The sequence below is a fragment of the Alteromonas sp. ABM1_013 genome (genome assembly GCF_056160505.1).
This window is the reverse complement of sequence record NZ_JBSWXH010000004.1, coordinates 611291-623530: the sequence shown is the minus strand read 5'-3', so window position 1 is coordinate 623530 and position 12240 is coordinate 611291. Positions and strand designations below refer to the sequence as shown.

General features: G+C 44.1%; 14 protein-coding genes. 6 read left to right on the top strand and 8 right to left on the bottom strand.

Features of this window, described 5'->3' with window-relative positions; all coding sequences use genetic code 11:
- Positions 1-617: 617 nt before the first annotated feature.
- Positions 618-1436, top strand: a complete 819-nt coding sequence (locus ACXAGK_RS14675) for a glycosyltransferase family 2 protein (RefSeq protein WP_474803248.1) — start codon at positions 618-620, stop codon at positions 1434-1436.
- Positions 1437-1462: 26 nt separating this feature from the next.
- Positions 1463-2005, top strand: a complete 543-nt coding sequence (locus ACXAGK_RS14670; RefSeq protein WP_474856778.1) for a gamma carbonic anhydrase family protein — start codon at positions 1463-1465, stop codon at positions 2003-2005.
- On the opposite strand, the gene aroE is transcribed toward ACXAGK_RS14670, so the two are convergent.
- Positions 2002-2841, bottom strand: coding sequence for a shikimate dehydrogenase (gene aroE / locus ACXAGK_RS14665; protein WP_474856777.1), 840 nt, complete (start codon positions 2839-2841; stop codon positions 2002-2004). The two genes, ACXAGK_RS14670 and aroE, sit on opposite strands and share 4 nt — an antisense overlap.
- Between aroE and ACXAGK_RS14660 the strand changes: the two genes are divergently transcribed.
- Positions 2840-3271, top strand: a complete 432-nt coding sequence (locus ACXAGK_RS14660) for a group II truncated hemoglobin (RefSeq protein WP_474856776.1) — start codon at positions 2840-2842, stop codon at positions 3269-3271. The two genes, aroE and ACXAGK_RS14660, sit on opposite strands and share 2 nt — an antisense overlap.
- Positions 3272-3395: 124 nt before the next feature.
- Here ACXAGK_RS14660 and ACXAGK_RS14655 read toward each other — a convergent pair whose 3' ends face one another.
- The 7 genes from ACXAGK_RS14655 to ACXAGK_RS14625 all read right to left on the bottom strand — a co-directional run bounded on the left by ACXAGK_RS14655 (position 3396) and on the right by ACXAGK_RS14625 (position 9218).
- Positions 3396-4076 carry an OmpW family outer membrane protein gene (locus ACXAGK_RS14655; protein ID WP_474803260.1) on the bottom strand — a complete coding sequence of 227 codons (681 nt, stop codon included), beginning with the start codon at positions 4074-4076 and terminating at the stop codon, positions 3396-3398.
- A gap of 234 nt (positions 4077-4310) precedes the next feature.
- Entirely contained in the window at positions 4311-5243 is a 933-nt protein-coding gene (gene hemF, locus ACXAGK_RS14650; protein WP_474856775.1) for an oxygen-dependent coproporphyrinogen oxidase, read from the bottom strand.
- A complete protein-coding gene (tsaC, locus tag ACXAGK_RS14645; protein WP_474856774.1) occupies positions 5240-5845 on the bottom strand; it encodes an L-threonylcarbamoyladenylate synthase type 1 TsaC in 606 nt (201 codons plus the stop codon). The genes hemF and tsaC overlap by 4 nt, the downstream gene beginning before the upstream one ends.
- A gap of 45 nt (positions 5846-5890) precedes the next feature.
- The gene (locus ACXAGK_RS14640; protein ID WP_474856773.1) at positions 5891-6433 is read right to left on the bottom strand and encodes a DNA topoisomerase family protein; all 543 of its coding nucleotides are present in this window, start codon (positions 6431-6433) and stop codon (positions 5891-5893) included.
- An 85-nt stretch (positions 6434-6518) separates the two neighbouring features.
- Positions 6519-6995 carry a DUF494 family protein gene (locus ACXAGK_RS14635; RefSeq protein WP_014947732.1) on the bottom strand — a complete coding sequence of 159 codons (477 nt, stop codon included), beginning with the start codon at positions 6993-6995 and terminating at the stop codon, positions 6519-6521.
- A 1-nt stretch (position 6996) separates the two neighbouring features.
- Entirely contained in the window at positions 6997-8106 is a 1110-nt protein-coding gene (gene dprA / locus ACXAGK_RS14630) for a DNA-processing protein DprA (RefSeq protein WP_474856772.1), read from the bottom strand.
- A 38-nt stretch (positions 8107-8144) separates the two neighbouring features.
- Positions 8145-9218, bottom strand: a complete 1074-nt coding sequence (locus ACXAGK_RS14625) for a LysM peptidoglycan-binding domain-containing protein (protein ID WP_474856771.1) — start codon at positions 9216-9218, stop codon at positions 8145-8147.
- A gap of 216 nt (positions 9219-9434) precedes the next feature.
- Between ACXAGK_RS14625 and def the strand changes: the two genes are divergently transcribed.
- The 3 genes from def to rsmB are packed head-to-tail and all read left to right on the top strand — an operon-like array spanning position 9435 to position 12225.
- Positions 9435-9944 (top strand): peptide deformylase, encoded by a 510-nt coding sequence (gene def / locus ACXAGK_RS14620; RefSeq protein WP_014977863.1) that lies wholly within the window; start codon positions 9435-9437, stop codon positions 9942-9944.
- Between the two features lie 8 nt (positions 9945-9952).
- Complete coding sequence (gene fmt, locus ACXAGK_RS14615) at positions 9953-10903, top strand: methionyl-tRNA formyltransferase (RefSeq protein WP_474856770.1); 951 nt, start codon at positions 9953-9955, stop codon at positions 10901-10903.
- A gap of 2 nt (positions 10904-10905) precedes the next feature.
- Positions 10906-12225: a 16S rRNA (cytosine(967)-C(5))-methyltransferase RsmB gene (rsmB, locus tag ACXAGK_RS14610; RefSeq protein WP_474856769.1), complete on the top strand. Its 1320-nt coding sequence runs from the start codon at positions 10906-10908 to the stop codon at positions 12223-12225.
- Positions 12226-12240 lie beyond the last annotated feature (15 nt).

Genomic DNA, 12240 nt, shown 5'->3' with positions numbered 1-12240 from the left:
GACTCACCCTGTTCGAGTGAGGTGCGCATTATACGCTGGAAGTTTTCGTTGTCAACACTTTTTGAAAATTTATTTTCTGAAGCGTTTCTTCTAAACTCCCGTCTTTACTAGCCTATAAAGGTAGTAGAGACTTACTTCAGGAGGCTTGCTGTTTTGCTTTTCCCCCGAAGCGGATGCGCATTTTAGGGAAATGAGCGCTCACGTCAACACTTATTTTAAAAAAAGTGTCATATTAGCTTTGAACGCTCAAATTACCCACAACATGAGCTTTATTTGAACAATCTGAAGCTCTAAATCTAAAACACTGGTATCTATTTAGCTATAAGAATGTATTTATCGAACCGTTATATATATATCTGTTCGGTTCCTCACATTAGCTTTAAGTTAGTAAAAAAGAATAATTTCATGCGCATGCCACAATCCTTTTTAATCAGTCATATGATTCATAATGATTAACAGCGGCAGTGTCATTACTCCCCACACTTAGATAAACTACGGGAAATAACCTGCCGATACTTGCTTTCAATTTTGTCAGTATATAAGCATCTGTTAGCGGGGAGTTGGATACGTAATATCAATATTGCTTAACTACATTATATAGAGGTCTATCACGCATTATGAAAACGAGCGTCATTTTTACAACTTATAATTCACCCGCGTGGTTAGAGAAAGTACTATGGGGTTTCTTCGAACAAACCGCAGATAACTTCGAAATTGTTATTGCGGACGACGGCTCTCGTGAAGACACTAAAGCACTTATCCAACGTCTGAAGCAAGACACAGATATACCTATCAAACACGTTTGGCAAGAAGACGATGGTTTCCAAAAGTGCCGTATCCTTAATAAAGCTATTGTAGCCTCTGAGGGCGAATACTTAATTTTCACAGATGGCGACTGCATTCCTCGAAACGACTTTGTAGAGCAACATCTAAGACTATCAGAGAAAAATACCTATCTTTCTGGTGGGTATTTCAAATTACCCATGAGTGTAAGTAAAGCAATCACACGTGAGGATATCGTAAGTCAGCGAGCATTCAATGTGGATTGGTTAGTTAGTAAAGGTTTAAAAAAGACGCATAAAACGATGAAGCTCACTGCAAGAGGAGCCTGGGCAGAGTTTTTAAATAAGATAAGCCCAGCTCGCCCGACTTGGAATGGACATAGCGCTTCATGTTACAAAGAGCACATTCTGGCCGTAAACGGTTTTGAGGAAACTATGCAATATGGTGGTCAAGATTGTGAATTTGGCGATCGGTTAGTTAACTATGGCCTAAAAGCTAAACGCATACGTTATTCCGCTGTGTGCATACACCTTGACCATAAACGTGGATATGTTACACCAGAAATGCTGCAGAGAAGCAAAGCAATACGTGAAGATACTAAAAAGAATAAAGTAATAAAAGCACGTGTAGGAATAGAAGAATCATCACAGTAAAACGGTAATAAACAAGAGTTGCTCTAATGCATAAACCAATTGATAGTTTCAAGGGTGTCTCACCTACTTTAGGAAAGAATGTCTATATTGACGACTCGGCAAGAATTGTCGGTGATGTAGTATTAGAAGATGATGCTAGTATTTGGCCATTGGTTGCTGCGCGCGGTGACGTGAACAAGATTCGTATTGGCGCCCGTTCTAATATTCAAGATGGCAGTGTTTTACACGTTACCCGTAAATCAGAGGAAAACCCCAACGGGTTTCCACTTATTATTGGTGACGACGTTACTGTAGGGCACAAATGTATGCTGCATGGCTGCCAATTAGGTAATCGTATTCTGGTCGGTATGGGCGCTATTGTAATGGATGGTGTTGTTGTTGAAGACGATGTGTTTATCGGCGCAGGTACATTAGTACCGCCAAACAAAAGATTAGAGAGCGGATTTCTTTATGTAGGAAACCCCATGCAAAAGAAAAGGCCACTCAACGACGCTGAAATGGCATTTCTAAAACAGTCTGCCGTGAACTATGTGGTATTAAAAGATGAGTACCTAGAAGAAGCGAACTAGTTTCGCTTCTCACTTTGCTCAACAATATCTCTAACCTGTTTCACAATGTCCGAGGTATCGGGGCGCTTTTGTGTCCATATATAGAAAGCTTCTGCCGCTTGCTCAACCAGCATCCCTAACCCATCTATTTGCGTTTTGACACCAAGCTCGGCCGCATCTCTCATAAACCGCGTGGGCGAGTTTTTATATACCATGTCGTACACCACTTCACAGTGTTGTAAAACACCATCAGTTAAACTACACGGCAACTCGTTGCTTAGACTAGCAGCTGTTGAATTGATAATAATATGAGGTGCTATCGTTGCGATATCTTCTAGGGACACGACCTGCACTTTAGCGTTAGACGCGGCTCTTGCGACTTCCTCAGCTTTTGCTTTCGTTCTGTTCGCAATAATTAGTGAAGCAGCACCCGCTTTTAATAACGGAGAAATAACACCACGGGCTGCACCGCCGGCACCGATAAGCAACACGCGCTTATCTTTAATCTCCACGCCGCTATTTAGTAAATCGTTTACTAACCCAACACCGTCTGTGTTGAACCCTAATAGTTCACCAGTGTCACTATTCATTAGGGTATTAACAGCTTGTGCATCTTTAGCTGCTTGGTCATCTACCTTTGCTAAGTTGAATGCATCAAGCTTAAAAGGCATGGTGACGTTACAACCTACAGCGCCTTCCTGAGCTAAAAACGCGTTGGCGGCATCTACAAAACCGTCTACTGGCGCAAGTATCTTTTCATAAGAAATCTTTTCTCCAACTTGATCAGCAAACATTTGATGAATAGTTGGTGATAAACTCTGTGCAATAGGATTTCCGAATACAGCGAATTTTTTCATGGGAATACGAGACTTATTTAATATAAAGAAGAAAAGCGATAGTCGTGCTTCGCAGAGTACACCATATGAACGTATAGGTGGAGAGGAGAAAGTACGGGAATTAGCAAATACGTTTTACGACATTATGGAGACCGACCCATTAGCAAATGAACTACTTGCTATTCACCCTCAGCCATTAGACAGAATTCGTCATGTATTCTTTTTATATTTGAGTTTATGGCTGGGTGGTCCTGATGATTATCAGCAGCAATTTGGACACCCCCGTTTGCGTGCACGCCACCTTCCCTACACAGTAACACCAGAGTTAAAAGCACAGTGGATGTATTGTATGCGAAAAGCCATGTTTAAAACGGTAGAAGATATCGCTTTAGCTCAAAAGTTGATAGACGCACTTGATCAACTCGCCAATCACATGGTGAATACAAAATAAAAAAGCGCGTTGAAAGGATTAACCTTTTAACGCGCAACTCCCCTGTTACTGTCTACGCTCTTTATGGCGCATAAAGTAGTGCAATTGTGAAAGCCTCATAGTTAGTAAGGCGTGAAACTAATAATTAGAATGTGTAACCCACCGATAAGGTATACACCCAAGGGTCTATTTCAATATCACTTACCTTTCCAGCAGCATCACCCACTTTAAAGGTGGCTTCGGTATCAATATCAATAAAGCGAACCGAAGCGTTTACATGCCACTTGGTATCTATTTGATAGTCCATACCGACCTGAGCTGATACACCAAATGAATTATCAAGGGATAGGTCGCTTAAGCCAGCTGTTTCATTCGCACCTGTAAACTCTTCATCAAAGATAAAGGTATAGTTGATACCTGCACCAATGTACGGCTGAAATGCAGAGCTGGCATCATTAAAATAGTAGTTTGCGGTAAGCGTAGGTGGAAGATGTGTGACTTCACCAAGCTGATTCCCCGTCCCTAAGGGATCAGCAACAGAAAAATTAACGTCGTGCTTAAAGGGCGTTGCGGCAAGCAGCTCAATATTAATATTGTCAGTAATAAAGTACGCTACATTTAAACCTAACTGAGTATCGTTATCGATATTAAGGGCCACGCCAAGATCAGTTCCACCCGCTACGATGTTAGAAGTCGATTCGTCAGGAGCAACGGTAGTAAGACCGCCACGAACAATCCAGTCGCCCTGTTGATGAGCGTTAGCTAGAGGTGAAAGTGCAGCAAGTGTAAGACAAAGTGCAGATGCAGATAAAAAGTGTTTGCGCATGATGTGTCTCTTTTGTGTTTAACTAAGATGGCGCTACTTTACGCCCTTGGTTAAGAGAAACATTGATCCAGCGCAAGCTTGATAACTCACTGAAACAAAGATGATATTCGGACTTGATGCAGATCAAAAAAACGCCGCATTGATGTTAATGCGGCGTTTTTTAGTCATTGAAGATGAGTGCTGTTATAGACGGTACGCTTTAGAATTTAAGCGCAGCCTTAGTTAACTAATTGATCACCAGTCAGTAGGCTTTAACCAGTCAGTTAACTTAGCTTCAGCGCTACCCGGTGCGGGTGTATAGCAATACTCCCAGCGGGCTAACGGCGGCATCGACATTAAAATAGACTCTGTGCGCCCTCCGGTTTGTAATCCAAACAGGGTACCCCGGTCGAATACTAAATTGAATTCGACGTAGCGACCTCGGCGATAAAGTTGGAAATCACGCTCTCTTTCGCCGAAATCGGTTTGCTTACGACGTTCAACAATAGGAACGTAAGCATCGATGAAGCCATTACCAACAGCCTGCATAAACGCAAATGACTGTTCAAAGCCCCATTCATTCAGGTCGTCAAAGAATAAACCGCCCACTCCGCGAGTTTCATTGCGATGCTTTAAGTAAAAGTAGTCGTCGCACCACTTTTTATACTTAGGATAAACATCATCGCCAAACGGCTTACATAATTTCTTCGCGGTATCATGCCAGTGCACAACGTCATCTTTGAACGGATAAAACGGCGTTAAGTCAAAACCACCACCAAACCACCAGATAGGTGCTTCACCTTCTTTTTCCGCAATGAAAAAGCGAACATTAGCGTGTGACGTTGGGACATACGGGTTATGTGGGTGAATAACAAGTGACACGCCCATTGCTTGAAAATTTCTTCCCGCAAGCTCAGGACGATTTGCCGTTGCTGATGCAGGCATTTGGCTGCCAAACACGTGTGAAAAATTAACGCCGCCTTGCTCAATCACCGCACCGTTTTTTAAGACTCGAGAGCGACCACCGCCGCCTTCTTCACGCTGCCAACTATCCTCGACAAACTGACCTTTCCCGTCGGCGAGCTCGAGGGTTTGGCAAATTGTGTCCTGAAGTCCTAGTAGATAGCTTTTTACTTGTTCTATTACTTCAGCGGCATTTTTACCGTCCACTAATTCTGCTGACGTCATGCTCTTATTACCTCTGCTGTGTCACCATCGCGAATGGTACTGGGTTTAGTTGCACCACCTACTGCACCGTCAACGTAGAAAACGGAATCAGCGAATACGGCTTTTGCTTCTTCAGTGGTGATGGCTGGCGGTTGACCTGTTAGGTTAGCACTTGTAGAAACAAGTGGCTTCCCTAACTTATTGCACAGCTCAACTACTACTGGATGATTAGTTACGCGCACAGCTATTTTATTATGCTTGCCGGTTAACCAAACAGGCGCCGATGTCGACTTAGGTAATAGCCATGTATTAGGGCCAGGCCAGCTAGAGAAAATATCGGTGCGTCGGTGTGGTCGTATGGCGTTGTCGTTGACATACGGCAATAGCTGACTGTAATTGGCAGCTATTAAAATAACGCCCTTTTCTACCGGTCGTTGTTTTATCTCTAACAGCGCATTTACCGCTGCTTCATTGTCTGGGTCACATCCAATGCCCATTACCGCTTCGGTTGGATAAACGATTAAACTTCCCGCTTCAAAAGCGGCAACAACAGGGTCTACTTCAGACGAATTAGCCTCAACGGGTGTAAACGTATTCACGTTCCCATTTTGGGTATCAGACATGGTTTTGATCTCTACGTATAGTTCTTCGTGTAGTTCTTTGTATAGTTACTTTTTAAAGCCACAAGTAGGCTGAGGGCACTGTAACTGTCCCTTTTTATCTATCAATACTCCCCAACCGCAGTCTGGGCAGCTTTCATTTACCGGCGTGAAATTTAGCACATATCGACATTGTGGATAATGGTTGCACGCAAAAAACTGTTTACCGTATTTGTTAGTACGCGAGATCAGGTGCCCTTTCTTACATTTTGGGCAATCTACCAAGGTGTCTTCTTTTTCCTTAATAGGCTCTATGTGATGGCACGTAGGAAAATTTGTACAGCCAATAAACATACCAAACCGCCCTTTTTTTATAGCAAGGTCAGAATCACATTCGGGACAAGCTATACCATCTAAGGTTTTAAGAATAGTGGTTTGTTTATCGTGAAGCGGCTTACTGAAATTACATTCAGGGTAGCCCGTACACCCAATGAAAGGGCCTGATTTACTGTTCTTTATATGAAGGGGCTTGCCGCACTCGGGGCAGTCTCCGAAGTTGTCATCTAGAGCATGCTCGTGCGCTGAAAAAAGTGAGTGGTCTATTTTAGACATGTATTAGACGTTAAGGCCTTAACGCGCTGCGATTTCACAGCGCATTTTTTAAATAAAGATTCAAATATCAGTGACTACGACTGCATTAATGCAGCACGCCATCTGGCTCTTCGAACAAAAGATCTTCCATTTGCGCGTAGGCTTTCTCTTTGCCAGGTACGTTGAATAGTACCATTAGCACAACCCACTTCAGGTCTTCTAAACAGAATTCATTGGAATCGATTTCCATAACCCGGTCTATCACCATCTCACGCGTAGACGCATCTAGTACATTAACCTGTTCTAAGAACATAAGAAAACCGCGACATTCCACATCTAAACGCATCTGTTCTTCGTGGGTGTAAATGCGGCTTAAGCTGGTGCTAATCCCTTTACAAAAATACGGTTTTATATCCGTTTCCTGCAGAGCCGCTAGCTTTTCTAACCATGCGAGGGCTTTATAAATCTCATCGTGATGGAAACCTGCGCGCACAAGCTCTTCCGTTAACTCGTCTTGATCAACACGAATTTCCGTTTCACTGTGAATGAAGTTTTCAAACAGATACATGAGGATATCGAACATATTATTTTCCCCTCAATTTAACGTAACCACCAGGGACAGCGGCTACTAAACCACGCAACTCATATTCTAATAATGATGCCATTGCTTGCGATACTGATAAGGCATTGCGCTGGGCTATAACATCAATAGCGGTGATGTCATAATCCACACTAGCTAATAATTTATCGGTTGCCAAGCTATTCGCTGCACTTTTTTCGTTTTGCTCGTTAACATCCAAGCCCAGTTGTTCAGGCTGAAGACCAATTTCATCAAGAATATCGTTAATATTAATTACTAATTTGGCGCCCTGTTGGATTAACCAATGGCAGCCTTCCGAGTACGCGTGAAAGATACTACCAGGCACAGCGAATACTTCTCGCCCCATATCTGCGGCCAAATTCGCAGTTATCAAGGTGCCACTCTTAATTTTTGCCTCTACCACCAAGGTTCCAAGTGATAATGCTGCGATAATTCGGTTTCTTCTAGGAAAGTGCCAAGGCTTAGGCCCCTGCCCCGGAAAGAACTCTGTGACGGTAACGCCTTTGTCATTATTTATTTCTTCGTAGAGCTTGTGATTTTTCGCGGGGTAGACCTTTTCAGGCCCCGTCCCCATTACTGCGATTGTCCCTGCGTTACCACACAAAGCGCCTTGATGCGCTGCACTATCAATGCCCATAGCAAGGCCGCTTGTTACTGCAACCCCATTACTAGACAACCCTACTGCAAATTCACTGGCGATACGCTTACCCTGAATGCTAGCCCTTCTGCTACCCACAATGGCAATTTGCGGGCTCGACAACAAAGTACTATCCCCCGTTGCAAATAGCACTAGGGGTGGACTGTCCAATTGCTTTAACGATTGGGGGTAGTATGAAGACGAATAAGAAATAATGTGTCTATTATCAGTTGCTTGTTCCCATGAGAAGGCTGCATCAATAAGGGGCTTTGATATTTGATTTACGAGCTGCTTCACATCGTCGGGAAGTGATGACGCATTACCGACTAAATCAGCAGGAGATAGTTGATAGTGCTCAAGGGACTGTAGCCAGATTTTAGGGGAGATGCCCTGAGCCGATGCTAGTGCTATCCATGCAAATAGCTCGCTGTTTGATTGAGAAGTATGCTGTTTCATTGTCGCTCCTTTAAAAGCGACAATGAAACCTATAGCGTCTAAGGCTTAGCAACAATAAAGCCGCGCTTAATTCCTTTATTCGCTCGTGTTATTAATCCATAGCTTGCCGAATCGAATGTTTTAAAAACAATCACCTCACCTACTTTGAGTGCGGGCTGTGCTACCGTATCAATAAACCACTCACCACCGTTTTTAGCACCGGGTTCATCAACGTAACGCGGGCTATCTTCATCAATAATGGCTGGACCTTGAGCATACAGCCCCAATACTGTGCCTGGTGCTACATCCATTGCACCAAGGTCAACAATGACAACGTCATATTTGCCAAGTAAGTCGTGATCATGCAAATCACCTACGACCGCTCCTCGTTGTGAAGTAGCAGGCGTAAGCTCGAAACCTTCTGGATGAGTAAAGCCACCGGCCATCAATTTGTCACCACGTTTTGCTTCTTGATTGGCGTCATCAATAAACAGCAGCATGGTGTCGTCTGCCTGGTCTTTCTCTACCAACGAAGCATTGGATATATGAGTGACCTGAATGCCCAGCGTTTCTCCATCTAGGTTTTTGATAGTAGCGTGTTTTCTAATCACTCTGTACTGATCGTCAGTACTGAATTGTTGCTGGCTAAGCACAAAGTCATCTGAAGCAAACCTTACATTTCCGTCTTGGTTACCTAGGAGTCGAGGTAAGGCTGAATAGTCGTCTTCGTCTAGCAACATATGCTGTCTAACAAAAGGAGATATAGTAGTCCAAGACAGGACGTCAACAGGTTTTGGCTTTATTCGCTTATCGGTGGACGGAGACAGGTTGTAGGCTAGCTTGTCGCGTTTTACGCTTAAGACAGGCTTACCATCAATGTAACCTACAACGATGACATCACCGGGATAGATAAGATGAGGGTTATCTATTTGCGTATTCGTTCGCCATAGCTCTGGCCATAGCCAAGGCTCGTTTAGAAAAATACTCGCAATTTCCCATAGGGTGTCGCCACGCTTCACCGTATAGGTTTCAGGCGCAGTGTCTTTTAATTGAAGCGCGAACGCAGGCAAAGACAAAAGCACTCCAAGAATAAATATTGCTGCACGACGCGCGTATGTTAATCGCTTTTTCAAATTGACCACCTGCAAATTATTCACTGCCATTTATTGTTGATTTTTCAGACAATAGCACTATATCGGCAGAAGTACGTATTCTTATAGGGTTTAGGCAAAAAACTGCACGAAACCACCCGATATACGTTAGAATAGTAACTTAATAAGCACTGTAAAGCGTGCTGGCAATTAGATCGTATATGAATTTATACAGCGAAAAGGTGAAGTAAGCGAGAAATGGCAATTTTAGACGTATTAAGTTTTCCTGATGAACGTCTTCGCACGGTAGCTAAACCCGTAGAAGAGGTTAACGACGAAATTAAACAATTGGTATCGGACATGTTCGAAACCATGAAAGACGAGAACGGTATTGGCCTTGCAGCGACGCAAGTTAATCGCCACGTTCAAGTTGTTGTAATGGACGTATCGGAAGATCAAAACGAGCCTCGCGTATTTATTAACCCTGAAATCATTCGTAAAGATGGCTCCACGATTAGCGAAGAAGGCTGTTTATCAGTGCCGGGTAATTACGCCAAAGTTGAGCGCGCCGAAGCAATTACAGTAAAAGCGCTGGATCAAAATGGCGAAAGCTTTGAGTTGGATGCAGAAGGTTTGTTAGCGATTTGTATTCAGCACGAGCTCGACCATTTAAAAGGGAAGCTTTTTATCGATTATCTATCGCCGCTTAAGCGCCAACGTATTCGTAAAAAGCTTGAGAAAGAAGCGCGTCTTGCCGCAAAAGCCTAGGGAATAACGTGACAACTCCATTAAAAGTGATTTTTGCCGGTACTCCGGATTTTGCAGCTAAACACCTATTGGCGTTGCTAGAGAGTGAGCACGAGGTTATTGCTGTCTACACTCAGCCTGATAGGCCTGCCGGACGAGGTAAGAAACTCACAGCCAGTCCAGTTAAAGTGCTCGCTGAAGAAAATGCCATTCCTGTGTATCAGCCTCAGTCGTTAAAAGCGCCAGACGCACAAGAAGAGTTAGCCTTGCTAAATGCCGATTTAATGGTGGTGGTTGCTTATGGCCTATTATTGCCTACTGCTGTGCTTAATGCACCTAGACTAGGTTGTATTAATGTACACGGTTCTATTTTGCCAATGTGGCGTGGCGCAGCTCCAATACAGCGCGCTATATGGGCGGGTGACGCTGAAACAGGCGTAACCATAATGCAAATGGATGAAGGTTTAGATACTGGTGATATGCTGCACATCGCCACATTACCTATTACACCTGAAGACACCAGCGCCACTTTGTATGACAAGCTTGCAGAACTAGGGCCACAAGCGTTAGTTGAAGTCGTCGATAACTTTGAAAACTATACGCCCACCAAACAAGATGATTCTTTGGCTACCTATGCGAAAAAGCTTTCTAAAGAAGAAGCGCTTATCAATTGGGCAGACAATGCCGAGCAAATAGAACGAAATATTCGCGCCTTCAACCCTTGGCCGGTAGCGTGGATGAAGGTAGAAGATCAGAATGTGAAGGTGTGGTCAGCTACCGTTGTAACACTAGATAAAGAGGTTAAGCCAGGTACTATAATCAGTGCTAATAAAGAAGGCATAACCATAGCAACAGGGCGCGATGCACTTTGCATCACATCACTTCAAATTCCAGGTAAAAAGGCGCTACCAGCGTCAGACGTCATCAATGCTCGCCAAACGTGGTTTGAAGTGGGTCGTTGTCTGACACAAGCGGACTAAACGTGAAACCATTACCCCTTCCCAAGCAAAAAAACCTGCGCGCAGATTGTGCGTGGGTCATTTATCAAATTTTAGAGCAAGGCAAGTCATCGCGTGAATGCCTAGAACGCGTTCAGCGCAGACACAACGCCAAAGATAACGCATGGATTCAAGAAATGTCGTTAGGGGTAATGCGTCGCCTTCCCCTTTTGCAACACTGGCTACGCTCTTTGCTAGATAGACCCTTAAAGGGAAATAAAAAGGTTATCGAGCACCTTATACTTCTTGGCTTGTACCAGCTTAACTTTTCACGAGTTAGTAACCATGCTGCAGTAGGTGAAACTGTTGCTGCAGCGTCTTATTTAAATGCAGCAGCGCTTAAAGGCTTGGTAAATGCGGTATTACGCAATTTTCAGCGAGAGAACCTTGCCGACAAAAACGTTGATGATGCCATTATAAACAGCGGTTTACCTAAGTGGCTGTTTAAGGCAATAGAGACCGCCTATGGCGCCGATGCCGACCAAGTGCGTAGCGAAACTAACGCTATGGCTCCCATCTGGCTCCGTGTAAATAAGCTGCAAACAACATTGGCAGCATTCACCGAGGCGCTAGATAGTGTTGGCGTAGAATATACCCTTAGCGACAATCACGCAGATGCAGTAATTCTGGCTAAACGTGAAGACATTACGTCCCTGCCTGGCTTTGATAAAGGGCACTTTGCGGTGCAAGACGGTGCAGCTCAATTAGCCGCCCACTATCTACAGCCGCAAGCTAATGAGCGTATTTTAGATTGTTGCGCCGCACCAGGTGGAAAAACAGGGCACATTGTTGAGTGCGCACCGGATACTGAGTACGTGTTGGCACTTGATGCCGACGCTACACGCCTAAAACGCGTAGAAGAAAACATGACGCGCCTTAAACACGTTGTGGATATTAAGCAGGGTGATGCCGCTAATCCAGAAACTTGGTGGGACGGAAAGCCCTTCGATAGAATATTACTGGATGCCCCCTGCTCTGCTACTGGCGTTATACGACGTCACCCAGATATTCGCTGGCTTCGAAAATCCAATGACATCGACAATTTAGCGCAACTACAACGCCGCATATTGGATACGCTGTGGGGCCTATTAAAACCAGGCGGCACCTTGCTTTATGCAACCTGTTCTATATTACCAAAAGAGAACATGGCGCAAATACAGCAGTTTCTAGCCGACACGCCAAACGCCAAGTTATCGCCTGTAGTGAAAACAGAAACCATAGACAAACCTGGACGTCAGATAACGCCGGGGGAAGAACAAATGGATGGTTTCTATTATGCGAGGCTGGTAAAGTCGTCAGACTAAGTTTAATAGTTGTGC